The organism is Streptomyces sp. NPDC040432 (assembly GCF_055595445.1).
In genome coordinates this window covers 66,830-92,600 of record NZ_JBVIVP010000003.1, presented here as the reverse complement: position 1 = coordinate 92,600, position 25,771 = coordinate 66,830, and the positions used below count along the sequence as shown (strand labels likewise).

The window sequence follows — 25,771 nt, the reverse complement described above, 5'->3', positions numbered from 1 at the left end:
ACGCACAGTGACCCCATGGACCGTATCGACGAGGAATCGCAGCAGCCCGCGCCGCCCGTGACCTTCACCGGCCGCAAGACGGTCGTGGCGGCCGCGGTCGCCGTGGTCCTGATCGCGGGCGCCCTGCTGATCCGCCCGGCCCGCACGGCCGACGACGCACGGCCGCCGGGGCCCACCGAGCGGGCCGCCTCGGCGGTCGGCATGGGCGCGCCGCCGGCGGCGGTGGACCTGACGGCGCTGGTGGCGGACCGGGAGCAGTGGGTCGCGGGGCATCCCGACGACGACGCGTCGTGGGCGGTGCTCGGGTCGGCGTACCTGGAGCAGTCGCGGCGCACGGCCGATCCCGGCTGGTTCCCGAAGGCGGAGAAGGCTCTCAAGCGGTCGCTGGAGGTGCGGCCCGCGGAGAAGGGCAACTACGACGCGATGACGGCCATGGGCGCGCTGGCCAACGCCCGGCGGGACTTCGGGACGGGCAAGAAGTGGGGCGAGCTGGTCCGGGCACAGGCCCCGAAGCGCTGGACCGCGTACCCGGTCCTGGTGGACGCGTACACGGGCCTCGGCGACTACAAGGCCGCGGAGAAGGCCATGGAGCGGCTGTCGGAGCTCCGGCCGGGCCTGGTGTCCCACCTGAGGGCCGCCCAGGTCTACCGGGACCGGGGCTGGCGCGAGGACGCGGTGGTGTCGCTGGAGCACGCGGGGGGCGCGGCGAAGGCGCCCGCGGAGAAGGCGTACGTCCTGTACCGGCTCGGGGAGATGTCCTGGGAGCGGGGCGAGACGGCCGAGGCGATGCGGCAGTTCGAGGCCGCGCTGCGGACCGACCCCGCGCAATCGGACGCGCTGGGCGGCCGGGCCCGCGCCCTGGCCGCGCTGGGCCGTTCCGGGGAGGCGGTGCGGGACTACCGGCTGGCGCTGGGCCGCACCCCGGCGCCGCGGCTGGCGCTGGAGCTGGGCGAGCTGTTGCAGTCGCTGGGCCGGGAGGAGGAGGCGCGCGCGCCGTACGCGTCGCTGTCGGCGCTGTCGGCACGGGGCACGACGAACGGGGTGAACGAGGAGTTGGTGCTCGGCCTGTTCGAGGCGGACCACGGCGATCCGTCGGCGGCGGTGCGCCGGTTGTCGGCGGAGTGGTCGCGGCACAAGAGCGTGCAGGTCGCGGACGCGTTGGGGTGGGCCCTGCACAAGCTGGGCGAGGACGCGGCGGCGTTGGAGTACGCGAAGAAGGCCACCGAACTCGGGCTGCGCAACGCCGAGTTCTCCTACCACCGGGCGATGATCGAGCGGGGTCTGGGCGACGACGAGGCCGCCCGCCGGCACCTCCAGGAGACGCTGCGGACGAACCCGCTCTTCTCGCCGGTCCGGGGACCGTTGGCGAAGGAGGCGCTGGCCGCGATCGGACAGCAGGCGGCGGGCGGCCCGGAGAACATGCAGCCCAGCAAGCCGTGGGTGGCGCCGGAGATGCCGAAGCCCCGTCCGAAGCCGAAGCCGAAGCCCAGGCCGGCTCCGAAGGCGGAACCGAAGGCGGACCCGACGACCGCCCCGAAGGCGGCCCCCAAGCCGGACGCGAAGAGCGACGGGAAGCCGGCCGCCCCGAAGCCGGCCGCCCCGAAGCCCGCGGCGCCGAAGCCCGCCCCCTCGGCCCGCTGAACGCGGGGCGCTCCCGGCCCCGCCGGAGGGCGGGGCCGGGAGCGGGGTCCTCGGACGTGATCGGCGCGGCGGAGGTGACCCGCGCGACGGCTACAGGTTGCCGCGCTTGTCCTGCTCGCGCTCGATGGCCTCGAACAGGGCCTTGAAGTTGCCCTTGCCGAAGCCCATCGAGCCGTGGCGCTCGATGATCTCGAAGAAGACGGTCGGCTTGTCCTGCACCGGCTTGGTGAAGATCTGCAGCAGGTAGCCGTCCTCGTCGCGGTCGGCCAGGATCTTCAGCTCGCGCAGCTCGTCGATCGGCACCCGGGTGTCGCCGACCCACTCGCCGAGGGTGTCGTAGTAGCTGTCCGGGACGGACAGGAACTGGACGCCCGCCGCGCGCATGGTGCGGACGGTCGCGACGATGTCGTTCGAGGCGAGGGCGATGTGCTGGACGCCGGGGCCGCCGTAGAACTCCAGGTACTCGTCGATCTGCGACTTCTTCTTCGCGATCGCCGGCTCGTTGATCGGGAACTTGACCTTCTTGGTGCCGTCCGCGACGACCTTGGACATCAGCGCCGAGTACTCGGTCGCGATGTCGTCGCCCACGAACTCCTTCATGTTCGTGAAGCCCATGACCTTGTTGTAGAAGGCGACCCACTCGTTCATGCGGCCGAGTTCCACGTTGCCGACGCAGTGGTCGATGGCCTGGAAGGTCCGCTTGGCGGGCGGGGCGACCATCGGCTCGACGGCCACGTAGCCCGGCAGGTAGGGGCCGGTGTACGCGCCGCGCTCGACCAGGGTGTGGCGCGTCTGCCCGTACGTGGCGATCGCGGCGAGGACGACGGTGCCGTGCTCGTCCTTGACCTCGTACGGCTCGTCCAGGCCGCGGGCGCCCTGCGCGACGGCGTACTCGTACGCGGCGCGGGCGTCCGGGACCTCGATGGCGAGGTCGATGACCCCGTCGCCGTGCTCGGCGACGTGCTCGGCGAGGAAGCGGCCGTGGTCCGTGGCGGGCTTGATGACCGAGGTCAGGACGAAGCGCGCGGAGCCGTTGGTCAGGACGTAGCTCGCGGTCTCGCGGCTGCCGTTCTCCGGTCCGGAGTAGGCCACGAGCTTCATGCCGAAGGCGGTCGAGTAGTAGTGCGCGGCCTGCTTGGCGTTGCCGACGGCGAAGACGACCGCGTCCATGCCCTTCACCGGGAAGGGGTCTGCCTCACGCGCGGTGGCCGGGGTGGTTTCGAGGGTCTCAGTCATGAGCGCAGATTCCCGCCCTTCCACAAGCTGCGCAATAGTTTCGATTTTGGCTGTACATACTGACCAGCCCGGCCGCAGGATGACTGAGAGATCTGTGCAGTATGACCAGCTCCGGAACGCCGGGAGGAACCCCATGGGAATCGACGAGCTCGACGGTCGGCTCATCGTCCTGCTGGCCCGCGAGCCGCGGATCGGCGTGCTGGAGGCCTCGCGTCGGCTCGGGGTGGCCCGCGGCACGGTCCAGGCGCGCCTGGACCGGCTCCAGGCGAAGGGCGTCATCCGCGGCTTCGGCCCCCAGGTGGACCCGACGGCCCTCGGGTACCCGGTGACGGCCTTCGCCACCCTGGAGATCAAGCAGGGGCAGGGCGCCGACGTACGGGCCCACCTGGACGGGGTGCCGGAGGTGCTGGAGCTGCACACGACCACGGGGCACGGGGACATGCTGTGCCGCCTGGTGGCGCGGTCCAACGCCGATCTCCAGCGGGTGATCGACCGCGTCGTGGGCTTCGAGGGGATCGTGCGGGCCTCGACGGCGATCGTGATGGAGAACCCCGTCCCGCTGCGGATCATCCCCCTGGTGGAGCAGGCGGCGGAGGACGACTGAGGGCGCCGCGCCACCACCGGGCGCGCCGGGTTCCCGACCCCGGGAAGTTACAAAGATTTCTCTGCAAAGAATCCCTTGCACAGAAACCTTTGCAACTCTATCGTTGAGGCATGCCCGAGGAAAACACCGAAGACCCCGCACTCAACGTCCGCACCCTGGACGCCCGTTCGCTGCGCGGCCTCGCCCACCCGCTGCGCATCCGCATCCTGTCCACGCTCCGTCTGGACGGGCCGGCCACCGCCTCACAGCTGGCGCAGCGGCTCGGCGAGTCCAGCGGGGCCACCAGCTACCACCTGCGCCAGCTCGCCGCGCATGGGTTCGTCGAGGACGCCCCCGGGCACGGCAAGGGGCGCGAGCGCTGGTGGCGGTCGGCTCACGACGGCACCACGTTCGACGAGACGCTCATGTACGAGGACGACCCCGAGACGCGCGGCGCCGCCGACGCCTTCCTGCACGAGATCGCCACGATCCACGCGCAGGAGGTCAACACCTGGATCGGCAACGCCGCCCACTGGAGCAAGGAATGGCGCGCCGCCTCGGACATCAGTGACTTCACGCTGCGACTCACCCCCGAGCAGGCCCACGAGCTGACGCACCGGATGCACGACCTGGTCAACAGCTACCGGGACCTGCCGGCCACCGAAGGGACGCGGGCCGTCCGCGTCCACACGCACACGCTGCCGCGCGCCGACCCCGCGTAGCCGGCCCGCCCCTCCCGCACCGCTCCCCTCCGCGCCGCCCCCGCCCCCACACGGCGCTCCCACCCATGCCCTGAAGGAGTCCTGCCGTGCACGCCTTCGACCACGCCCTGAACCACGCCGCCCGCACCACCGAGCTCGCCGCCGAGGCCGCCACCTGGCACCTCGCCCAGGGGGCCGACCCCGCCGTCAGCGCCGCGCCCGCCCTGCCGGCCCTGCGGAACCGCCTCGGGGAGGCGCTGGTGGCCGCCGGGATCCGGCTGATGCAGCCGGCGCACGTCCACGCCCGCATCCACCGACACGTCGCGTGAACCGGCGGCCCTTCGCGGCGGTGCTGGCCGCCAACACGATCTCCATAGCCGGAAGTTCACTGACCCTGATCGGCATTCCGTGGTTCGTGCTCCAGACCACGGGCAGCGCCGGCCGGGCCGGGATCGTCGCCTTCTGCGCCACCCTGCCTGTCGTCGTGGCCGCGCTCGTCGGCGGTCCCGTCATCGACCGGATCGGCCGCCGTCGGGTCTCCGCCGCCTCCGACCTGGTCTGCGCCGTCGCCGTCGGCGCGGTCCCGCTGCTGCACCACGCGGGGCTGCTGGAGTTCTGGATGCTGTGCGCGCTGATGGCCGTCAGCGGCCTCGTGCACACCCCGGGCCTCACCGCCCGCTACGTGTTGCTGCCCAGCCTCGCCGAGCACGCCGGGACCACCCTGGCACGGGCTGCGAGCCTCTACGACGCCGTCTCGCGCGGGGCCCGGATGATCGGCGCCGCCGTGGCGGGCCTGCTGATCGCCGCCTTCGGCGCCGAGACGGTACTGCTCGTGGACGCGGCCACCTTCGCCGCCTCCTCGCTGCTGGTCACCGCCTTCCTGCGCGGAGTTCCGGCCGCCGAGCCCCAACGCCGCACCGGGAAGGTCTCGTTCGCCTCGTACCGGACCGAACTCGTCGAAGGATGGGCCTTCCTGACCCGCTCGCGGCTGCTCCTGGGCATCACCGTGATGGTGATGGTGACCAACGGGCTGGACCAGGGCTGGTCCGCGGTCCTGCTGCCGGTCCACGGCGACGAGGCACTCGGCGGCCCCACCGCCCTCGGCCTGATGGTCTCCCTGTTCGGCGGCTTCGCGCTGCTGGGGGCCCTGCTGTACGGGATGTGGGGTGAGCGGTTCCCCCGCCGCGCGGTGTTCGCGGTGGCCTTCCTGCTCTGCGGCGGCCCCCGCTACCTCGTCGCCGCCTTCACCGACACCCCGCTGCCGCTCGCGGTCACCATGGCGCTGGCCGGCCTGGGCGCGGGCGTGCTCAACCCGATCCTGAGCACCGTCGTTTACGAGTTGGTGCCGGAGGAGCTCCGCAGCCGCGTCTCCAGCGTGTCCACGGCGGGCGGCGAACTGGCCATGCCGATGGGCGGACTCGCCGCGGGGCTGCTCGTCGACGGCTTCGGGATCGTGCCCGCGCTGCTCCTCTTCGGCGGCGTCTACGTGCTGACCACGCTGACGCCGCTGCTCTTCCCGGTCTGGCGCGGCCTGGACCGCAGCACGTCGCGGATCAGCAGGACGGAACCTCTCCGTTCCGGTTCAGCGCCCGCAGGGAGTTCACCGCGTCCGTCAGCGAAGTGACCGGGATCAGCCGCAGCCCCTCGGGCAACTCCGCCTGCGCATCGGAGCATTCGGCCTTCGGCACGAGGAACACGCTCGCCCCGTCGCGCTTCGCGGCCTGGGTCTTCAGACCCACCCCGCCGACCGGGCCGACCGCTCCGTCCGCGCCGATGGTTCCCGTACCGGCGATGCTCCGGCCGCCCGTGAGGTCCGCACCGCTGCCGTCGCCGTCGAGCTTGTCGACGATGCCGAGGGAGAAGAGGAGCCCGGCGCTCGGGCCGCCGACGTCGGCGAGGTTCAGTTCGACCTTGACGTCCTTCGGATCCTTGTGCAGGAACCCGAGGGCGGCCTGGGAGGCGGCGGACTGGGACTTGGTCATCTCCTCCAGGTTGTGCTCCTCGATCTCCTTGTCGCTCCCGCCCGACGGGTAGACCGCCTCGCGGGGCATGACGGCCTCGCCGGTCCCGAACCAGTACCCGAGCAGCTCGTGCAGTTTGATCGTCGAGGACGGGCCGGTCGCCCGGATGGTGGTCATGCGGAGCTGCCCCTTGGTGTCGCGGACCGGGGCGCCGGTGATCGAGATGACGGGTTTGCCCTGGTCGGAGCCCAGCACGTCGGCCGTGGGCCCGGGCACGGCGACCACGTAGGGCAGTGGCGCGAGGGCGGCCACGGCGAACAGCCCGAGGACGGGCGCGGCGCAGACGGCCAGGGCGGCGGGACGCGGCAGACGTGTGAGGCGTGAGAGCACCCGGCCAATCTACCGACCCGACCCGTCCGGGCCCCGACCCCGGGCCCCGGCACGGCGAAGCCGGACCCCCGGGTCGGGGGCCGGCGGTCGGGTCCGGGCGTACCGGGTCGGGGTCCGGCGCCGGGCCCTGCACGGCCGACCGCGTCCGGGCGTACGGAAACCCGGCCGGGCTCGCGGCCGGGCCGGGGTCGACGGTCGGCGTCGCCGGGTCAGCGCAGGGCGTCGGCGACCTCGCGTGCCGCGTCGACGACCCGGGGGCCCACCCGCTCCGGTACCGCGTCGGCCAGCATGACGACGCCCACGCTGCCCTCCAGCCCGGTGATGCCGACCAGCGGAGCGGCGGCGCCGCTGGCGCCCGCTTCGAGTTCGCCGTGGGTGAGCGTGTATCCGGGCTCGATGAGTGCCCCCTGACGGGCCGCCAGGATGGCCCGTCCGGCCGCGCCCCGGTCCAGCGGGTGGCGGAAGCCGGCCCGGTAGGCGACGTGGTAGTCCGTCCAGGTCGGCTCGACGACGGCCACGGCCAGCGCCTCCGTGCCGTCGACGAGGGTCAGGTGCGCGGTGGCCCCGATGTCCTCGGCGAGCGACCTGAGGGCGGGCAGGGCCGCCTCCCGTACCAAGGGGTGGACCTGGCGTCCCAGACGCAGCACGCCGAGCCCGACGCGGGCGCGGCCGCCGAGGTCACGGCGGACCAGGGCGTGCTGTTCGAGGGTGGCGAGCAGGCGGTAGACGACGGTGCGGTTCACACCGAGTCGGTTGGACAGCTCTGTGACAGTCAGACCGTGGTCGGTGTCGGCGAGCAGCTTGAGGACCCTGAGCCCTCGGTCGAGAGTCTGGGAGGTTTCCGCGGTCACGACGCCTCTCCCTCTTTCGGTGGGCGGCGGTGACTCTCACGGGGTGGAGCGCTGCCGGTCCCTCGGCGACGCACGGAGAGGCCGCCGGTAGCGGCCATGGCACCGGCTGCGCTCCCGCGGCGGCGCTGCCACGGGGCGTTCGATGCGGGGACAGTAGCGAGCGGGTCCGCTCAGCGGAAGGCCTCGTCCAGAATCCGGGCGCATGCCGCCGTTTTGCACGGATTGCTCCGCACGCATGTATCAATTCGTAATGATCATTTGCTGAAAATCGCTTTACACGCCCATTACTCTGATCATGTTCAAAAATTGCTGGGGGTGGGCGGGCCGTCACGGCCCGAGCTCACACAGGGGAGAGAAGTTCACAGTGAATCTGAAGCGCATGGCCGTCGTGGCCGCCGCCGCCGTAGTGGGTCCGACCGTCCTGATGGCGACGCCGGCGATGGCCGACGAGGCCCAGCCGACCGCCGTCACCACGCCGGACGCGGCCCCGGCCGCTGAGGCCCCGGCCGCCGAGGCCCCCGCCGCGGAGGCGAAGCCCGCCGCCGAGGCCCCGGCCGAGAAGGTCGAGGCCCCGGCCGAGACCCCCGCCGCCGTCGCGCCGGTCGCGCCCGTCGCCCCGGTCGCGCCGCCGGTCGTCCCGCCGGTCCCGGTGGCCCCGGTGGCCCCGGCCACGCCCGACGCCAAGCCGGCGACCCCGGACGCCAAGCCCGTCGCCGACGAGGCCGAGCTGGAGGCGGGCGACGAGGACCTGCTCGCGACCGGTCCGGTCCTGGAGCTCAAGGACGTCCCGGCCACGTTCAAGACCGGCACCTGGACGAAGTTCTCCGTCGCGGTCGACAACTCGAAGAACAAGCCGCAGGAGAGCTACGTGCTCGTCCTGGCCGTCGAGGACGAGCACGGCAAGCTCCGGGGCAAGGACGTCCAGGTCCAGGTCTTCTGGAACGGCACCTGGCACTCGGTTCAGGTCATCAGCGAGGGCGGCGTGCCGGTCGCGCTCCTGAACGACGACCTGCAGATCCCTGCGGGCAAGATCAAGCTCGACGTCCGCGTGAAGTTCGGCACGGGCGCCCCCAAGGGCAACATCGCCATCGCGGTCGCCGGTGGCAGCAACGTCGAAGAGGACGTCTGGTCCGAGACCGTCTGGGTCGAGTCGAAGATCGTCTCCGGCGGCAACGGTGGCGGCAACAACGGTGGCGGCAACACCGGCACCAAGCCGAACGGCGGCACCTCCACCACGCCGATCGTCGACAACAGCAACAACGGCGGCACCACCAACAACGGTGGCACCACCACCGCCGGTGAGCTCGCGGAGACCGGTTCCGACGCGGCCACCAGCTGGGCCATCGGTGGCGCCGGCGTCGCGCTCGCCATGGGCGCGGCCCTGGTCGCCGGCACCGGCCGTCGTCGCCGCACCAACGCCTAAGCCTTAGGCACCACGAGATCGGGGTCCGTGCGCAGCGGCGCACGGACCCCGATCCGTATCGATTCCTCGGGACGGCGGCAACGCGTCCTCGGAACGGCTGCGACGCGCTACCGCATCCGCGTGGCCCACTCCTGGACCTTCTTGATCCGCTCGCGCAGCTGGCCCGCCGTGGCCTCCGCGCTCGGCGGTCCGCCGCACACGCGGCGCAGCTCGGTGTGGATCACCCCGTGCGGCTTGCCGCTCTGGTGGACGTACGCGCCCACCATCGTGTTCAGCGACTTGCGCAGTTCCAACAGCTCCTTGTGGGAGACCACCGGCCGCCGGTCGGCCGGCAGTTCCAGCAGGTCCGCCTCCGCGTCCGGCTTGCGCCGACTGTGCGCGATCTGCCGCGACTGCCGCTTCTGGAGCAGCATCTGCACCTGGTCCGGCTCCAGCAGCCCGGGGATGCCGAGGTAGTCCTGCTCCTCCTCACTCCCGGGGTGGGCCTGCATGCCGAACTCGGCGCCGTCGTAGAGGACCCGGTCGAAGACGGCGTCGGACTCCAGCGCCTCGAAGGACATCTGCTCGTCCTCGGCGAGGTCCTCGTCCTCCAGCTTGTTCGCCTCGTCCATCTCCTTCTCGGACTCGGCGTACGGATCCTCCTCGCCCTGCTTCTTCGGCTTGTCGAGGACGTGGTCGCGCTCGACCTCCATCTCGTTGGCGAAGCCGAGGAGGTAGGGGATCGTCGGAAGGAACACGGACGCGGTCTCGCCGCGCCTGCGCGATCGCACGAAGCGGCCCACGGCCTGCGCGAAGAACAGCGGTGTCGAGATCGTCGTCGCGTACACGCCCACCGCGAGGCGCGGGACGTCGACGCCCTCGGACACCATGCGGACGGCGACCATCCAGCGGTCGTCGTTCCCGCTGAAGGTGTCGATGTTCTTCGAGGCGCCGGTGTCGTCGGAGAGCACCAGGGTCGCCTTCGTCCCGGTGATCTCGCGGATCAGCTTGGCGTAGGCGCGTGCCGAGTCCTGGTCGGAGGCGATGACCAGGCCGCCCGCGTCGGGGATGCCCTTCCTGACCTCGGTCAGGCGCTGGTCGGCGGCGCGCAGCACGTTCGGCATCCAGTCGCCGCGCGCGTCGAGCGCCGTGCGCCAGGCCTGGGAGATGGCGTCCTTGGTCATGGGCTCGCCGAGCCGGGCGGCGATCTCGTCGCCCGCCTTCGTCCGCCAGCGCATGTTGCCGCTGTAGGACAGGAAGATCACGGGCCGGACGACGCCGTCACCGAGGGCGTTGCCGTAGCCGTAGGTGTAGTCGGCCGAGGAGCGACGGATGCCGTCGTTGCCCTCCTCGTACGTGACGAAGGGGATCGGGTTCGTGTCGGACCGGAAGGGCGTACCGGTCAGGGCCAGCCGGCGGGTCGCCGGATCGAAGGCCTCCAGGCAGGCCTCGCCCCAGGACTTCGAGTCGCCCGCGTGGTGGATCTCGTCGAGGATGACGAGGGTCTTGCGCTGCTCACAGCGGTTGCGGTGCAGCATCGGGCGCACGCCGACGCCCGCGTACGTCACCGCGATGCCGTGGTAGTCCTTGCTCAGCGGGCCGGCCGAGTACTCGGGGTCCAGGCGGATCCCTATGCGCGCGGCGGCTTCGGCCCACTGCTTCTTCAGGTGTTCGGTCGGCGCGACCACGGTCACCTGCTGCACCACGTGGTGGTGCAGCAGCCAGGAGGCCAGGGTCAGCGCGAAGGTCGTCTTGCCGGCGCCGGGGGTCGCCACCGCGAGGAAGTCACGCGGCTGCTTCTCCAGGTACCGGTTCAGGGCACCCTCCTGCCAGGCACGCAGCTTGCTGGCGGTACCCCACGGCGCGCGGCCGGGGAAGGCGGGTGAGAGGTGGTGGGAGGCGGTAGTAGTCACGGTCTCCGGTTCGTCTCGGTCGCGGGTCGCGGTCGTAACGCGGTCATCCGCGGTCGTACGTAGGACAACCGGGCCACCTTACCGGCCCGCGCACGCCCCTCGCGGAGGGACAGGCCCGTGACCTCGGCGGGTGCGGCGAGCGTCACACACGACGCCCACCGCACCCCGCGCGGGAGTCCCGCGGGAGCGCCCGGGAGTGCCCGGGAGTGCGCCGGGAGTGCCCGGGATTCGCCGGCGGCGCCGCCTGCCGCGCTTCACGGCTCGGCCGCTTGGCCACGGGCCGCTTCACCGAGAGGCGAACCTCGGGAGCTGCTCGGCGATCTTGGGGACGTCCAGCGCGCCCTGGCAGACGTCCAGCACGAACCGCTCGGCCTCGTCCACGTCGAACGCCCCGTCGAGCGGGTGTCCGTTCACGTGCAGGAAGACCCAGGTCGCGTACCAGGCGATGCGCTTGTTCCCGTCGACCAGCCCGTGGTTGCGGGCCAGGGACTCCATCAGGGCCGCGGCCTTCTGCCAGATGTCCGGGTAGGCGTCCTGCCCGAACACGCTCGCCTGCGGACGGGCGAGTGCGGAGTCGAGCAGTCCGTAGTCGCGGATTTCGTTCACCCCGAGACGCTCCGTGAGGTTCAGCAGCTCGGGAAGCGTGAGGTAGCGCATCAGGCGAGTCGCCGGTTGAGCTCCGCACTCGCCTTGAGGACGTGCTCCGCCGCCTCGTCGAACAGCCTGGAGTGCTCGTTCACGGCTCCCATGACCGCGTCGTGCGCGAAGGACTGCATGCTGCGGCCCTCCGCCTCGGCGCGCTCGCGCAGGGCGTCCAGTTCTTCTTCGGTGAATCTGACGTTGAGTCCGGCCATGCACCCACGGTACCGCGCGGTACCACGCGGTGCCACGCCGATTTCGGCGCCGCGATGAAGGCGGGGCGGGGGTGGATCGGGGACGGGGTGGAGGTCGGGCCCGGGCGCCTACGCAGGATCCAGGCGGGTCGCGACCCAGGCGCCGACGAGCGCGACGGCCGCCATCGGCAGGAAGACCACCACGAACGCGGCCGGGTGCGAGGCCCCCGCCGCGACGGCGTGCCCCGCCGCCCCGACCGCTCCCCCGCCCAGCGCGGCGAAGGCGGCGCCGCCCGCGGCCAGCAGGACCACGTTCGCGAGGGCGTCCGAGATCTGCAGCGCGGCGGAGTTCGTCCCCGCCTCCTGCGGCGGGGACAGCTTGAGCAGCAGCACGCTCGTCGAGCCGATCACCAGTCCCATGCCGAGGCAGCCCACCCCCCAGGCGAGGGCCAGGGTCCACACGGGGACGGACTGCACGAGCACGGCCGGGGCCGCCGCGATCGCGAACGCCACCATCACCATGCCGAGCACCATCAGCCGCTCACGGTAGGGCGCCGTCCGGCCCTTGGACTGCACCCACGAGCCGGCCGCCCAGGTCACCCCGCCCAGCGCGAGCGAGAACCCGGCCAGCGTCGGGCTCAGCCCCCGCTGGGTGACCAGCATCAGCGGCACGAAGCTCTCGGCCGCGATGAACGACCCCGCCGCCACCCCGCGCAACAGCACCACGGACGGCAGCCCGCGCCGCGCCAGGTACGTCCCGCGCGGCAGCAGCCCCAGCACGGCGGGCACCAGCAGCGCCGCGCCGACGACCCCGGGGAGCAACGACAACCACCGCAGGTCCTGGGCGGCGTACTGGAGCAGCGCCGCACCGGCCGAGATCCCGAGGGCGAGCCGAATCCGCCGCCCGTCGAAGGCGGCTGGGCTCCCGCCGCCTTCGACGGGGCCGGAGGCGGTGCGCCGGATCGCGGGCAGCGCTATGGCGAGCGGCACGATGACGAGCGCCGGAATGCCGAGGAACACCCACCGCCACCCGAGGTGCTCGGTGACCGTACCGGCGGCGAGCGGGCCGACGATCGACGGCACCACCCAGCTCGCCGCGAACGCCGCCATGATCGCGGGCCGCAGCCGCTCCTCGTAGGCCCGGCTGACCACGACGTAGAGGGCGACGATGACCAACCCGCCACCGAAACCCTGCACGGCCCGCCCGAGGACGAACACCCACATCGCCCCGGCGGTCCCCGAACACACCAGCCCGGCGGCGAACGCCCCGATGCCGACGGTGAGCGGCCGGAGCGGCCCCTGCCGGTCCGACCACTGCCCTGACAGGACCATGGCGAACAGGCTGGTGGTGAAGTAGGCGGAGAACGCGAACGCGTAGAGCGCGATCCCGTCCAGCTCCCGCGCGGCGACGGGCATGGCCGTCCCGACGGCCGTGGCCTCGAACGCGATCAGGAAGATCACCGAGATGATCCCGATGCTGAGCGCCCGGTACGCCGGCTCCATGATCCCGCCGGGCGACGGCTGCGGCGACTGCGGCGGCTGCACGGGCACGGTGGAATCGGACCCGCTCGGCACGCGGGGTTCAAGGGCACTCATCGCCCCAGAGTAAGGTGCGTAGCCCGCGAGCGCCCCTGTCAATTAGTCCCATTCCGCCTCGGCCGGGCGACCTAGGTCCATGAACGCGACATGGCAGTCACATTGCAGCCCCCCGATTCGTCTTCCCCACCCCCGGGACTCCCCGTACGTTCATGAGCAGCACCGAGCAGCACGCACCACCAAGCACCACCCCACAGCCGTGTGCCCGAGTGGTTGAGGGACTCGCCTGCAAAGCGAGTTACGCCGGTTCGATTCCGGTCACGGCTTCTACTGAAGGCCGTCCAGAGGCGGGAGGTCCCCTGGACGGCCTTCAGCACGTCCAGGGGCCCCGCCCGCCCCTACTGCCCACACCGGGTCTGCTCCCGGGCGGCCGCCAGGTACTTCGTCATCAGCCGCGCGAACAACGCCCGCGAGGTCCCCGGCTCCATGTGCTCCACGGACCCACTGATCCCCAACTCCAGCTCGAAGGCATCGGAGGGGCCGTCACAGGTGACAGCGACCCGGGCCCCGGTGTCCCACACGATCCCCTTGTCACCCAGGGGGAGGGGGTCGGGCTTCTGCTCGGTCAGGGGCCAGAAGAACATCCGACCGAGAGGCTGGCGGACCGCAGTGGCATGTACGCGATCTCGGTCGTCCACTTTGACGGTACACATTGCTTCGGGACGTTCTGCGGTGAGCCGGATAACACTCACCGACTCCCCTGTGGCCGTCTCGCCTTCACCCAGAAGGGGCTTGAGGTCCGACTGGGCGAATACGCCGAAGCACGCTGGGGCCGACAACTGTGGGACCCTCGACCTCTCCTGGTCAGTGCACCCTGCCAGTAGTACTGAAGTAGCCAGCGCCGCGCAGTACACGAAGACCTTCCTAAAGGCGGACATCAGGATCCGCCAGTCGATGTCGACACGTGGCCCCGGCCAACCGCGTGGGCGTTCGCCGTCTCAGTCGAAGCGACACCAGCCAAAGCGTCGATGCTCCGCTGATTCATGTCGGTTCCCTCCACTGCCCTGCGGACTGATTGCGCGGCAGAGACGCCAGCCGCCAACTGCGCGTTTCCGTAGTCGATCACAGCCTTGTCATCAACTTCGCCCGTCTTTTCCGCGTAGTCCTTTTTAGCCCGTTCCACGACGCTCTCTGTGACATCCTCCTGGAGCCACGTCACCACATCCCCCGCCAGCGGGATCATCTCCAGGTACTTGCCGCCCGCCGCGTCGATGCCGCGTTCGATCCACTTCGCGTTGTCCTCCACGCCCTGTACGTACTCCTCCTGCTTGTGCGCGCTCTCGGCGAAGACCCCTTCCGCCCGGGCCTGGGAGAGGATTCCGGCGATCTGGCCGCCCGGGTGGACGGCGCTCTTGATGGCCGCGTCGACCTCCTCGTACTCGGCCCGGTGGACGATCACGTCGTTCACCAAGGTCGTCGTGAAGGCGCGCTGGGCGTTGGTCATCGCGCCGTACGCGTCCGGGTCCTGCCCCACCGCCCCGACGAAGCTCGCCATGGCGGACTTGTCGAACTCGGCCATCTCGCCGTTCGTCTTGATCATCCGGCTGCCGTTCTCCGCCGATGCCTGGATGTCCGGCATGTACTCCGCCGCCATCTGCCCGAAGTGGCCGGAAAGGCCCTTCAACGGCCCGTCCGGCTTTCCGGGGTCGGCCGCCACCAGTTCCGGCTTGTCGCCGATCTTCTCGACGATCCGTTCCATGACGGCCGCCATCTCCTTGGTGTGCGGCACCGGCGGGGAGTCCTCGTCTCCGGGGGTCCGGTGGGAGACGGCGGCCATGAGCGCGTCGCCCACCGCCTGCTGTCCCGCGTGCAGGCCGCCGGTCCGCGTGACGTCGAACCCGTCCGCGCCCGGCGGCTTGTCGAGCATGTAATCGACCATGCCCTGCGCCTTGCCGTACTGCCCCGGGACCGTCCTGTCCGCCGTCGTGACGATGCCGTCGCGGTTGCTGTCCTCGCGGACGGGCTCGTTGAAGAACGCGGTGGCTGCCTCGGGGTTGTTGCCGAGGGCCTCCATCAGTCCGGTGAGCGGGTAGAAGCCCTTGCCGCCCTCCACACCGTGGTTGAGGGCCATGTCCATGTCGTACGGAACCCCGTACGCCCACCCCGTCGGGTCCTTGCGGTCCATGGCGACCATGTCCCGTCCGACCGACGTCAGGAACTCGGTGTCGTAGGCCCCCTCGCGCAGCAGGGAGCCCAGCGCCTGGTAGCCGAAGACCCTCGCGTTCAGCCCGGCGACGCCGGTGACGTCCAACTCCTTGTGGCCGGCCCGCATCAGCTGCCGGGTCCAGGCGGCGTCGAGGTGGTGCGGAACGTCCTTGTGCGTGGCCAGGCCGAGCATGGCGCCCATATCGCTCTGGATGTTCGCGACCATCATCTGACGGTCCCGGCCCGTGGGGCCGAGGCCGGTGGCGTCCAGTGACATCTTCGCGTACATCTCCAACGTGCCTTCGGCGCCGACCGAACGGTAGAAGGACGTCGCGAACTCGGGATCCGTCCGGTTGTCGTCGAGCAGTTCCTCCAGTTCGCGCAGCGCCCCGACGTTGCGGGCCGTACCGCCTTCGCCGGTGACGGTCCGCATCAGGGCGGCCGCGCGGGCGGACTGTTCCGCGTCCAGCGTCGCGAACCTCGGCGCGACGAAGTTGTGGTCCTCGGCGACGTTGGCCCGCAGGACGCGCACCAGCGAGTCGTCCGCGTCCTGTGCGTCCTCCACGGCCCGGTCGACCCGCTGCTGCCACAGCTGCCGGTTCGTGCGGAGCAGTTCCTGGTAGTCGGGGTCGTGACGGGCGGCGTTCCGGTCCGCTTCCGTCGGAAGGGGGACGACGACGACCCGGCCCGCGCCGTCGACCCGGAAACCTGCGGCCGGGGCGTCCTCGGCGATCTTCCTCAGCTGTTCGCGGGCGACCTTGAAGGTGGTGTGCGCGTCCGTGAGCACCAGGTGGACGCCTTTGGCCTCCTTGGCCGCGTCCTCAAACTCCTTGGCCGTCCTGGTGACGAACGGTCGGGCCACGCCGGCGGTGACCCCGCTCCACTCGGCCTTGTCGGATTTCGCCTTCATGCGGTTGCGTGCGGTCTCGGCCAGCTCGTCCAGTTTGCCCGCCATCACCTTCCAGTCGCCCGCAGCCGTCAGGAGCTTGTCGAGCGGGGCGTTCAGGACGTTCTCGTACGTCAGCACGGGGCCCCGCCTACTTGAGGTATTCGTCGAGCTTGGACGTGGTGAAGGCGGCGTAGAGCTGCTGCTCGTCCTTGTTGTGGGACGCGAGCGAGTAGTTCAGCCCGTTGGAGATCTGGGCGCACGCGGCGACGAGGGTCGTCACCTGGCTCTCCCAGCGTGCGTTCACCCTGCTCAGGGCCGCGCCGCTCGCGAATCCCTCCCGCGTCAGGGCGCCGGCCGCCTCGGCGGTCGCGGTGGCGGCGTGCTTGCCGTCGGTCCGGAGGCGCGAGTGGAGCCGGTGCGCCTCTGAGCCGACGGCCCCGATGTGGTCCTGGTTGAGCTCCAGGTCCGTGCCTCCGGCCCGGGGGCCGGCCGGGGACGCCTGATTGAGTCGCAGGGAGACGTTGGCCGCAGCCGTGGCACGGGCTGCGGACCAGTCCTCGTCGAACGACATCGTGTGCACTCCTGTGTCGGGTCGGGGCGGGTCAGCGTTTGGCGCGGCGTACGACGGCTGCGGTGACGGCCCCACCGATGAGGAGGCAGGCCCCGAGCCCCAGCGCGAGCCAGGGCGGCCCTTTCCCGTCGCGCTCCCCCTCCGCCGCCGCCCGGGCGGCCGGTCGGCCGGTGGAGCCGGCGGCGGGCGGCGACGCCCTCCGGGCGGCGGCCTCGGAGTCGGCCGCGGCCAGGTCGGGGAGCGGAAACAGGTCGGCCGGCCCGGGATCCCCGGGCGTGGGCACCGCGACCCGGGGGCGCACGACGCCGTAGCCGACGTAGTCGTTCCGCTCGACGCCGTCCACGGGCTTCCCGGCGGTGTTCAGGAGGACCCGCAGGACCTGGTTGTTGGTCCAGTCGGGGTGCGCGGCCCAGACCAGCGCGGCGGAGGCGGACGCGAGCGCGGACGCGTCACTGGTTCCGTGACTGGTGCACAGCCCGGTCTCCCTGGCGCAGCCCGTGACGATTCCTGTGCCGGGAGCCGACAGGTCGACCTGTTGCCCGCGTTGCGATTCCTTGGTCGCCGCACCATCCGCGTCCACGGCCGCGACCCCCACCACACCGGGCGTGGCGGCGGGGTAGAGGACCTCGTTGGTCGTGTCGCCGTCGTTCCCGACACTGGCAAAGATCAGTTTTCCTTTGGAGAGGGCGTACTTCACGCTCTCTGCCCGGTCGGGATCGTCCTTGGCCGTGGCCATGGAGATATTGATGATCCGGGCTTGCGAGTCAGCCGCGTACCGAATGGCGGCTGTCCACAGCGGCCTCGTCTCGTTGAACTCGTGCGGTACTCGGATCGGCAGGATCTCCGCTCCAGGTGCCAGTCCGTACGCGCCATCGCCGCTCGGATGCCTTCCCGTGCCGGCGATAACTGCCGCCATGGTGGTTCCGTGCTTCTCATGGTCGTCACGCTCGTCGCCCGGATAGCCCGTGTGCCCGGCCGCGAAATCCTTGCCGGGAAGCACCTGCCCCTCAAGCTCAGGAATTCGCCCGACCCCGCTGTCGATGACGGCGACGGCAACCCCCTTGCCCGTGCTGGTCTTCCAGATGTTTTCGGCTTTCATGGCATCGAGGTGCCATTGCTGTTCTCGGATCGTCTCCGCATGGGCCGGGGTCGCAGCGACTCCGGTCAGCAGCAGGCCGACCAAGGCCGAGGTCGCGTTTCGCGTGCGCATCCCGTTCAGTGTCCGTTTCGCTCAGTCGATCACCGGCGGAACAACGCGACGGTTGCCCTGCCAGGTCTCTTCGTCCTCGACCAGGTAGTCGGGGCGACTCCCCTTGCGCACGTCGCGCCCACCTCCCCATGTCCGGGCACCCGCTCCTGGGCCCATCACCCCACCAGGGGTCATCCCGTGGCGCACGAGGCCGGACCCTCCTTGCGTGAAGGGCTGGCCCCCTGCCGCTGAAGGCTGTCCGCCCACGACACCACCGGCCTCCATCGCCGGCCGACGACCGCCCCCTGTTCCCGGGCCCCCGGGCGGCACAACGCCCGTGCCACCGCCCATACCGCGGCCCGCTCCCGGCATCCCCTCCGAGCCGATCACCGTGCCACGTGTGATTGCCGGGTTCGTGCCGAGGGGAGGGACTGATCGGCTACCGACCATGCCGCTGCCCCTCGGAGGAAAGGAAGTTCTGCCGTCGCCGCCCCTGGCTGCGGAGCCACCACCGGCCGGCGTACGCGTGGCAGGCGGTGACCCGGCGACAGAGCTGGATGCAACGGCACTCCGAGGGAGCACGAGGGACGGGTTGGGCTGATGTGACGCGCTGCTTGCTGCGACGCCAGGGCTCATGGACCCCATTTCCCCAGGCCCGCCGAAGGGCGAAGGCGACATCCGTTCCGGTGGCGTCACCGCACGGTCGAGGGACAACGCCACATCAAACCCCGACACGACGGGCTCAGAAACAGGCCGCATCATCGTCGAAAGGACCGGCCCGCTCGCAGCCTGCCGTTCGGCCTCCGATTCGACCTCAGTCACGACGGAGGCACCCCCTGAAGTCCGAGACACGTCCGGAACACGCCACCCGACGTCAACGTCCGGCACACCCCCTGCGCGGCTTTGCGCCACGTCACCCGAGGAGGGCGTCGGCACGAAAACCCCCGGCGGCGGTGGGAACGTCGGGGCGGCGGCTCGGTTCAGGTGGGTTGCCGAGGCCTCGTACGACTGGGCCAGCTTCGTCAGTTGCTGGATCGCTCGTTCGTGGTCGGCGTCGAGCTTCGCGTGGGCCGTTCGGGCGGCTTCCCGGGCGTCGGGGTCGTTGTGGTTCGCGCGGGCCGATCGGAGGTTCGCCGCGGCGGCGGTGTCGTACGGCGGGGTGTTGGCCTTGACCTCGATCATGGTCTGGGCGGCTTCGGTCAGCCACCTGCCGGCCTCGGCGCCGTACTCGGACAGCCGGAGCGTCGCGTTGCCCGCGCGGCCCACCCAGTCCCGGAAGGCGTCGGCGGCCTCGCCCTCCCAGCCCCCGACCCGGTGCCTCTTGAGGCTTTCGCCGATCTCCTCGATCGCCTTCGCGGCGTTGGAGAGTTGAGCGGCCCGTGCCGTGACCGCCTCCGGGTCGATGGAGGCGATCATGGCCAGCAGCCGCTCGTGCGTGTGGGCCTCGAAGTCCGTGGCCATCAGAGGCTGCCCCCCGCCGTGCTCGCGCCGGGCCGTTCGGCCGGCGCGTACGGTGCCGCCTCCAGCGGTGCCCGCTCCTCGCGGGTTCGCGGGTCGCGGTCGGGTACGTAGTCCCGCTTGGACTGCCCGACGATGGCCCGCATCCGTTGCCGCGTGTCCTCGTCCACTCCCCCGTAGCCCAGACCCGCCGTCCGGATCGCGATGCCCAGGGCCTCGATCTGGGCCGCGAGGGCGCGGGAGAGGTCGCGGAGTTCGGTGTGGACCGTCGAGTACGCACGGAAGAGGGAATCCGCCTCCGCGAAGCCCCCGCCCAGCGCGCCGCGCGCGAGGGCGCCGTGGGCGAGTCTTCCGGCGGCGGCCTCGGAGGTGGCGAGTTGCTCCAGGAGGGCGTCGACCAGTTTCCGGTAGCCGGTCATCGACGCGTACTCGACCTCCAGGGCCCCGGCCTGCCGCATCAGGGCGTTCGCCACGCCCCCGGCGACACCGGTCCCGGATAACCCTGACACCGCCGCCACACCGGCCTCCCGTCACGCATCGGGTGCGAACGCACACGCTCCGTGACCACTCTAGCCGGGGTCGGCCCGCAACGCGGCGCGCCCGATCAGGAGTTGGGTGCCGCCGCGGGCGCCGCCACCGCGGCCGACGGGCGGATCGGGATCCTGTTCACCGGCCGGCCCGTGGCCGCCCGGACCGCCGAGGCGATCGCCGCCGGGGTGGTCACCACCGGGACGGCGCTGGCCGCCTTCGCGCCGAACGGGGCCACCACGTCGCGTTCCTCGACCAGCTTGACGATGCGCACCGTCGGGGCGTCCAGCGACGTCGGCAGGGCGTAGCCCGTCAGGTCCGGGTGTCGGACGAGGCCGGCGATCGAGCGGAGGTTCTCCGTCAGGGCCGCGCCCACGCCCTGGGTGACGCCTGCTTCGATGCGGGCTTCCAGCTGTCGCGGGTTGAGGACGCAGCCGACGTCCTGCGCGACGGCCAGTTCCACGACCCGGACCGAGCCGAGTTCGATGTCCACGTCGACCACGGCGCGGATCGCGCAGAACGCCAGGCCGACGAAGGCGTCGCCCTGCCCGTCCGCGTCCAGCGGCTCCGTCGGGTGGGGGCGGCACTGGGCGGTCGCCCAGAGCTCCTTGCCCTCTATCGCCTCCGGGACGGACATCGAGAACGCGCCGTCGTAGGAGGTGATCCGACCGTCCGCGATCTGCAGCAGCTCGGTCGACATGCCGAGCTTGTGCGCCATGGGTTGCAGGAGTTGGGTGCGGACCATCTTCGCGGCGCGTTCCACCGCGCCGCCCGACACCCACGTGTGGCGGCCGTGCGCCGACGGGCCGGCCGGCGGCTGGTCGGTGTCGACGGGGGCCATCGCCACCTCGTCCACGCCGAGGACCTCCTGGACGATCTGGCGGGCCAGCGTCGCGAAGCCCTGGCCGGTGTCGACGGCCGCGCAGATGACGGTCGCGGTACCGCCGACCACCTTCACGGTGGCGGTGGAGACCTCGTCCGTGCCCTCCGCCCCGAGCATGTGGACCATGCCGACGCCGTACCCGACCCCGCGCCGCACCGCACCGGGCTCGCCCGCGCCCTCGGGGCCGCCCGGCAGCAGCCATTCCTCCTCCGGGGTGTCCTTGGGGAGGGCGGGCAACGGGTGGTCCCGTACGGAGCTCAGCAGTTCCGCCACGGGTGCCGGGCAGGTCACCGTCTGGCCCGTGGGCAGGATGTCGCCGGTCGCCATCACGTTGCGCATGCGCAGCTCGGCGCCGTCGATGCCGAGCGCGGCGGCCAGCTTGTCCATCTGGCCCTCGTACCCGGCGCAGACCTGCATCGCGCCCTCGCCCCGTACGTGACCCGACGGCGGGTTGTTCGTCCGGACCGCCCAGCCCTCGACGAAGGCGTGCGGGACGACGTACGGGCCGCAGGCGAAGGCCACGGCCGCGGCCAGGGACTCGGAGGAGGCGTCGGCGTAGGCGCCGGCGTCCATCAGGATCTGCGCCTCGACCTTGACCAGTCGGCCATCGGCGTCCGCGTGGTGGCGGTAGCGCAGCAGCGTCGGGTGGCGGTGGGCGTGGCCGAGGAAGGACTCCTCGCGGGTGGCGGCGAGTTTCACCGGGCAGCCGGTGCGCAGGGCGAGCAGGCCGAGCGGCAGTTGGAAGGCGGGGTCCTCGCGGTCGGAGGTCGCGCCGGGGACGCCGGTGACGACGACCCGTACCCGGTCCGGCTCCAGGCCGAAGCAGGCGGCGGCGAGGTCGCGGTCGGTGTGCGGGTCGGTGGAGGCGGTGTAGATCTCCACGCCCCCGTCGGGACGCGGTACGGCCAGGCCGGCCTCCGCGCCGATGGGCGCGGGGTCCTGGCGGCCGATCCGGTACAGGCCCTCGACGACGATCTCGCCGGTCGCCTCGGGGTCGCCGTAGCGGAGCGGGATGTGCCGGATCAGGTTGCCGTCCGGGTGGAGCGGTGCCGCGCCGAAGGACTGCTCGGGGTCGGTGACGGGGTCGAGGAGCTCGTACTCGACGGCGATGGCGGCGGCCGCGAGGCGCGCCGTGTCGGGGTGGTCGGCGGCGACGGCGGCGATGGGCTCGCCGTGGTGGCGCACGACGTCGTGGGCGAAGACGGGCCGGTCGGCGATGCGGCGGCCGTGCGTGCCGGCGCCGGGGACGTCGAGGTGGGTGATGACGGCCCGGACGCCGGGCATCTCGGCGGCGGCCGAGGTGTCGACGGACAGGATCCGGGCGTGGGCGTGCGGGGAGCGCAGCACGGCGGCCCACAGGAGGCCCTCGGCCCACAGGTCGGCGGCGTAGGGGAAGGTGCCCTCGGCCTTGGGGCGGGCGTCCGCCGAGGGGACGGAGGCTCCGATGCCGCGCGCGGTCCGCTGCTGTTCTCCGTCGCCGCCGACGGTCACCGTCGTGACGCCGGCCGTGGCCGTGGTGGTCGCCGTGGTCGTGGCCGTCGCCCCGTCGTGCCCGCTCACGCCATGCCTCCGTTGTGCTGGATCCCGAGGTTGCCGGGGTCACCGGTGCCCCCGAGGTTCCCGGTGTTCCCGAGGTTCCCGGTGTTCCCCGGATTGCCGAGGTTGCCCGCGATCCCGAAGTTGCCCGGGTTCCCGAGATGACCGGAGTCACCCGGACCGCCCGCGCCCCCGGAACCTCCCTGGGCGCCGCCCTCGCCGGGCAGTGCCTGGTGCGGGATCCGCGGCTCGCCCGCGCCGCCGGCGGGGCCGCCCGCCGACGTCCCGCCGTCCGCGTCGGTCGCGGCCGGCGCCCCGCGTTCCGCGACGACCTCGCGGACCGCCTCGATGACGCCCTTGTAACCGGAGCAACGGCACAGGTTGCCGCACAGGGCCTGTCGGGTCTCCAGATCGCTGGGGGCGTGGTTGCCCTCCAGCAGGTCATGGATCGTCATGGCCATGCCGGGGACGCAGAATCCGCACTGCACCGCACCCGACCTGCACAACGCCTGCTGCACGTCGGAGAGTTCCCCGTCCGTGGCCAGCCCCTCCACCGTGCGGACCTCGCTGCCGGCGGCCGTCGCGGCCGGCACCAGGCAGGAGGCGACGAGACGCCCGTCGACCTGCACCGCGCAGGCCCCGCACTCGCCCTGCGAACAGCCGTCCTTGGCGCCGGCCAGGCCGAGGCGCTCGCGCAGCACGTACAGCAGGGACTCGCCGATCCAGGCACCGGTGACGGGCCGGTCGGCGCCGTTGACGCGCAGGACGTAGGAGGCCGCCGGGTGCTCGTGCTGGGCGACGGCGGGGCTTTCCTCTTCCTCGTACGCCGCCCCCTCCACCGGGAACGCCTCGGCGTCGTCCTCGGCCGGGGGTGCCTGGTCGCCGTCGTCGCTGTCGCCGTCCGGCACGGGCGCGGCCACCGCTTCGCCCGGTGCGGGCGGCACGGCCTCGAATCCGTGTCCGTGCGTGTCACCGGGGCCGGTGGCCGCGGCATCCACCGGACGGGGCCGCTCCTCCTCGACCGGCGTCCGCGCCGGGCCGTGGTCGGCGTCGATGTCAGGGGTGGCGTGCAGCAGCGGCTCCGGCTCCGGACCGCGCTCGGGCAGCGGCTCCGGGAGCGGGGTGCCGACGCCGGGGCCGCCCAACACCCTCGGGCCGCGCCCCGCGGCGCCCGCCCCGGGCCCCGCGGCCCGTGCGGCGTCCTCGCCGGCTCCGGCCGGTCCGGTCCCGCCCGGCAGGACACCACCGGTCAGCATCCCGGCGGGGCCCGCGGCCCCGGCGTCGGCGGGGGTTTCCGCCCAGGGGGCGGCGGCGCCGCCCGGAAGCGTCCCCGGAGCCCGGTTCCAGTCGGCGTCCGCGGACCGCGCCTGGAACTCCCCGGTGTCGATGCCGGCCGCGCCGCCGAAGGTGTCCGTCCGGCCGTCGTCCTGGTAGCCGCCCGCGTACCCGCCCCGGTACTCGCCCGGGTATTCGTCCTGGGAGGCGCCCGAGAACCCACCGGCCGCCGCGAACCCGTCGCCGTCCGAAGTGTCCACAGGACCCGGGAAGTCGGGGACACCCCCGAAGTCCTGTACGTCCTGGAAGTCGGAATAGCCGGAAGAGTGGGAGAAGTCCGTGAACTGACCGGTGTCACCGGACAGTTCCGTTCCGCCCGCTCCGCCGGTCGGCAGCGTCCACTGCCCGGTGCTCACCGACTCGTCGGACTGCTGCGACGCGTCGGGGAACCGCCATTCGGCCGTCGCGGACGGATCGGGGTCGGGTCCGGTCTCCTCCGGGCCGCCGTCCCCGTAGGCGGCCGCCACGGACGGCGGCAGCGGGATCGAAGCCGGGATCGGGCCACGGCCCGGCGCCCCGCCGGCGCCCGCACCGCCCCCGTCGCCCGTTCCGGCCTCCGGCCACTGGACCGGCATGGTCCAGGTGCCCGTGGCCGACGGGTCGGCGCTGGCCGAACCGAGGGGCACGATCATCGGTGGCGGCACGTACCCGTGTCCGGGGGCGGCGAGGGGCTCACCGCTGTCGAGGGCGTCCAGCATGTGCTGCGGCAGCTTCACGAAGGCCGTGGCCTCGGAGTCGAACTCGCCGCCGTGCGGCACCGGCTCCCAGCCCCAGTCGGCGCCCGCGCCGGCCCTGTTGCCCGAGTTGCCCGAGTTCCCGGTCGATCCGCTCACGTTCTCGTTCTCACTCATGAGGTCAGTGCCCTCCCCAGGGCCCTGCGCGCCAGCACGGCCACCGTCCGCCGCAGATGCAGTACTCCGGAGGAAACCGGTTCCCCCTGGTCGGGCACACAGGCGGCCGCGACGTACTCGCCGAAGGCCTCCAGCGCCTCGGGGGCCAGGGTCCGTTCCCCGTCCCAGTCGATCAGCGAGGCCACCCACCGCTCGGCCTCCAGCGGCCGCAGCGGCATCGGGGCGACCGCGCCGACGGCGCACCGCACTCCCCTGCGCGCCGGGTCGAGCACGAGCCCGACGGAGGCCAGGGCCCGCCCCGGTCCCGTGCGGCCCGTGGCCTTCAGGAACACCTGCGGCGCGTGCAGCAGGGGCACCCGTACGAAACCGATCAGCTCGCCGGGCCGGAGCATCTCGCGGCCGGCCAGCAGGTGGGAGACGGGGATCTCGCGCTGCGCCCCACCGGGGCCGACGATGATCAGCATCGCTTCCAGCGCCGCGAGCACCGGAAGGGCGTCACCGGTCGGGGCGGCCGTGGCGATGTTCCCGCCGAGGGTGCCCGCGTTGCGGATCTGCGGCGGGCCGGCGGCGCGGGCCGCCGCCGCGAGCGCCGGGATCAGGGCGGCGAAGTCCGGCCGTCCCATCCGGGCGTGCGTCAGTCCGGCGCCGAGCAGCGCGTGTCCGTCCTGGTACTGCCAGCCGCGGATCTCGTTGATCCGGCCGAGGCCCACCAGCGCGGCGGGCCGCAGCAGGCCCGCGTTGACGGCCGCCATGAGGTCGGTGCCGCCGGCGACGGGTACGGCCGCGGGCATGGCGGTGAGTGCCGCCACGGCCTCGTCGAGCGAGGTCGGCAGCGTCACGGACTGCGCCGCCTGGGCCGCATGCGGAGGTTGCGGCCCCTGAGCCGCATGCGATGCGTGCGGTGCGTGCGTGGTCAACCCAGCTGCCCCTTCCCGATGTCCCGGTCCCGGCGCTCACGCCTGTCCGCCGTACGGTACGTCCTCACCGCCGGGAGGTGGCAACTCTGGCACATCTTCCGGAGCACCCGGCGCGAGGGTCTCCCGGGTACCGCCCGACCCGGAAGCCGCCCCGGTGGCGAAGTCCGCGCCGCGACCGCGCGGCCCACGCCGCCCGAGCGCCGTCCGACCGTCGTGGGGACGCCCGGGCGGCGGTCGTTCGACCACGCGCCCGGGCGTCCGTTTATCCCCGTATCGGCCTTATTCGGGAGAGAGTTCCAAAGGTTTCCGAAGAGTTCCGCTTCCGGCCGTCGGACGGCACCGGGACGCCGCCCTCCCCGAGG

Annotated in this window: 22 protein-coding genes and 1 tRNA gene; 7 read left to right on the top strand and 16 right to left on the bottom strand. The window is 72.4% G+C overall.

Annotation, left to right across the window (positions count from 1 at the left end):
- The first annotated feature begins 15 nt into the window (after window positions 1-15).
- The gene (locus ACZ58N_RS07650; RefSeq protein WP_471156777.1) at window positions 16-1,641 is read left to right on the top strand and encodes a hypothetical protein; all 1,626 of its coding nucleotides are present in this window, start codon (window positions 16-18) and stop codon (window positions 1,639-1,641) included.
- 90 nt (window positions 1,642-1,731) lie between these two features.
- On the opposite strand, the gene hppD is transcribed toward ACZ58N_RS07650, so the two are convergent.
- Window positions 1,732-2,877 carry a 4-hydroxyphenylpyruvate dioxygenase gene (gene hppD / locus ACZ58N_RS07645; protein ID WP_471156775.1) on the bottom strand — a complete coding sequence of 382 codons (1,146 nt, stop codon included), beginning with the start codon at window positions 2,875-2,877 and terminating at the stop codon, window positions 1,732-1,734.
- 133 nt (window positions 2,878-3,010) lie between these two features.
- Between hppD and ACZ58N_RS07640 the strand changes: the two genes are divergently transcribed.
- The 4 genes from ACZ58N_RS07640 (at window position 3,011) to ACZ58N_RS07625 (ending at window position 5,785) form a co-directional block, all read left to right on the top strand.
- Window positions 3,011-3,481: an Lrp/AsnC family transcriptional regulator gene (locus ACZ58N_RS07640; protein WP_281209580.1), complete on the top strand. Its 471-nt coding sequence runs from the start codon at window positions 3,011-3,013 to the stop codon at window positions 3,479-3,481.
- Window positions 3,482-3,591: 110 nt separating this feature from the next.
- Window positions 3,592-4,182: an ArsR/SmtB family transcription factor gene (locus ACZ58N_RS07635; RefSeq protein ID WP_471156771.1), complete on the top strand. Its 591-nt coding sequence runs from the start codon at window positions 3,592-3,594 to the stop codon at window positions 4,180-4,182.
- 86 nt (window positions 4,183-4,268) lie between these two features.
- On the top strand, window positions 4,269-4,490 hold the full coding sequence (locus ACZ58N_RS07630; protein WP_471156768.1) for a hypothetical protein: 222 nt from the start codon (window positions 4,269-4,271) through the stop codon (window positions 4,488-4,490).
- Window positions 4,487-5,785, top strand: a complete 1,299-nt coding sequence (locus tag ACZ58N_RS07625) for an MFS transporter (RefSeq protein ID WP_471156766.1) — start codon at window positions 4,487-4,489, stop codon at window positions 5,783-5,785. The genes ACZ58N_RS07630 and ACZ58N_RS07625 overlap by 4 nt, the downstream gene beginning before the upstream one ends.
- Here ACZ58N_RS07625 and ACZ58N_RS07620 read toward each other — a convergent pair.
- On the bottom strand, window positions 5,715-6,512 hold the full coding sequence (locus tag ACZ58N_RS07620) for a S16 family serine protease (protein ID WP_471156764.1): 798 nt from the start codon (window positions 6,510-6,512) through the stop codon (window positions 5,715-5,717). The two genes, ACZ58N_RS07625 and ACZ58N_RS07620, sit on opposite strands and share 71 nt — an antisense overlap.
- A 209-nt stretch (window positions 6,513-6,721) precedes the next feature.
- The gene (locus tag ACZ58N_RS07615) at window positions 6,722-7,363 is read right to left on the bottom strand and encodes an IclR family transcriptional regulator (RefSeq protein WP_069920456.1); all 642 of its coding nucleotides are present in this window, start codon (window positions 7,361-7,363) and stop codon (window positions 6,722-6,724) included.
- 364 nt (window positions 7,364-7,727) lie between these two features.
- Between ACZ58N_RS07615 and ACZ58N_RS07610 the strand changes: the two genes are divergently transcribed.
- Window positions 7,728-8,786: a hypothetical protein gene (locus ACZ58N_RS07610; RefSeq protein WP_471156762.1), complete on the top strand. Its 1,059-nt coding sequence runs from the start codon at window positions 7,728-7,730 to the stop codon at window positions 8,784-8,786.
- Window positions 8,787-8,893: 107 nt separating this feature from the next.
- Here the strand turns inward: ACZ58N_RS07610 and ACZ58N_RS07605 are convergent, their stop codons facing one another.
- The 4 genes from ACZ58N_RS07605 to ACZ58N_RS07590 form a co-directional block, all read right to left on the bottom strand.
- The gene (locus ACZ58N_RS07605) at window positions 8,894-10,678 is read right to left on the bottom strand and encodes a DEAD/DEAH box helicase (RefSeq protein WP_281209574.1); all 1,785 of its coding nucleotides are present in this window, start codon (window positions 10,676-10,678) and stop codon (window positions 8,894-8,896) included.
- Between the two features lie 285 nt (window positions 10,679-10,963).
- Entirely contained in the window at window positions 10,964-11,335 is a 372-nt protein-coding gene (locus ACZ58N_RS07600; protein WP_471156758.1) for a type II toxin-antitoxin system death-on-curing family toxin, read from the bottom strand.
- Complete coding sequence (locus ACZ58N_RS07595) at window positions 11,335-11,532, bottom strand: plasmid mobilization protein (RefSeq protein ID WP_471156756.1); 198 nt, start codon at window positions 11,530-11,532, stop codon at window positions 11,335-11,337. The genes ACZ58N_RS07600 and ACZ58N_RS07595 overlap by 1 nt, the downstream gene beginning before the upstream one ends.
- Before the next feature lie 108 nt (window positions 11,533-11,640).
- Window positions 11,641-13,107 (bottom strand): MFS transporter, encoded by a 1,467-nt coding sequence (locus tag ACZ58N_RS07590; protein ID WP_471156753.1) that lies wholly within the window; start codon window positions 13,105-13,107, stop codon window positions 11,641-11,643.
- A 195-nt stretch (window positions 13,108-13,302) separates the two neighbouring features.
- On the opposite strand from ACZ58N_RS07590, the gene ACZ58N_RS07585 reads away from it, so the two are divergent.
- A tRNA-Cys gene (locus ACZ58N_RS07585) sits at window positions 13,303-13,374 on the top strand.
- A gap of 71 nt (window positions 13,375-13,445) precedes the next feature.
- Here the strand turns inward: ACZ58N_RS07585 and ACZ58N_RS07580 are convergent.
- The 9 genes from ACZ58N_RS07580 to ACZ58N_RS07540 form a co-directional block, all read right to left on the bottom strand.
- Entirely contained in the window at window positions 13,446-13,691 is a 246-nt protein-coding gene (locus ACZ58N_RS07580) for a hypothetical protein (protein WP_471156750.1), read from the bottom strand.
- 293 nt (window positions 13,692-13,984) lie between these two features.
- A complete protein-coding gene (locus ACZ58N_RS07575; protein WP_471156749.1) occupies window positions 13,985-16,279 on the bottom strand; it encodes a DUF6571 family protein in 2,295 nt (764 codons plus the stop codon).
- 10 nt (window positions 16,280-16,289) lie between these two features.
- A complete protein-coding gene (locus ACZ58N_RS07570) occupies window positions 16,290-16,712 on the bottom strand; it encodes a hypothetical protein (protein ID WP_471156746.1) in 423 nt (140 codons plus the stop codon).
- A gap of 31 nt (window positions 16,713-16,743) precedes the next feature.
- Window positions 16,744-17,922: a type VII secretion-associated serine protease mycosin gene (gene mycP / locus ACZ58N_RS07565; protein ID WP_471156743.1), complete on the bottom strand. Its 1,179-nt coding sequence runs from the start codon at window positions 17,920-17,922 to the stop codon at window positions 16,744-16,746.
- 21 nt (window positions 17,923-17,943) lie between these two features.
- Window positions 17,944-19,362 (bottom strand): WXG100 family type VII secretion target, encoded by a 1,419-nt coding sequence (locus tag ACZ58N_RS07560; RefSeq protein WP_471156740.1) that lies wholly within the window; start codon window positions 19,360-19,362, stop codon window positions 17,944-17,946.
- On the bottom strand, window positions 19,362-19,832 hold the full coding sequence (locus tag ACZ58N_RS07555) for a DUF2563 family protein (RefSeq protein WP_471156737.1): 471 nt from the start codon (window positions 19,830-19,832) through the stop codon (window positions 19,362-19,364). Before ACZ58N_RS07555 ends, ACZ58N_RS07560 begins: the two co-directional genes overlap by 1 nt.
- 131 nt (window positions 19,833-19,963) lie before the next feature.
- Entirely contained in the window at window positions 19,964-22,261 is a 2,298-nt protein-coding gene (locus ACZ58N_RS07550; protein ID WP_471157539.1) for a xanthine dehydrogenase family protein molybdopterin-binding subunit, read from the bottom strand.
- A 65-nt stretch (window positions 22,262-22,326) separates the two neighbouring features.
- Window positions 22,327-24,492 carry a (2Fe-2S)-binding protein gene (locus tag ACZ58N_RS07545; RefSeq protein ID WP_471156734.1) on the bottom strand — a complete coding sequence of 722 codons (2,166 nt, stop codon included), beginning with the start codon at window positions 24,490-24,492 and terminating at the stop codon, window positions 22,327-22,329.
- Window positions 24,489-25,409, bottom strand: a complete 921-nt coding sequence (locus ACZ58N_RS07540) for an FAD binding domain-containing protein (RefSeq protein WP_471156732.1) — start codon at window positions 25,407-25,409, stop codon at window positions 24,489-24,491. The genes ACZ58N_RS07545 and ACZ58N_RS07540 overlap by 4 nt, the downstream gene beginning before the upstream one ends.
- Between the last annotated feature and the right edge of the window lie 362 nt (window positions 25,410-25,771).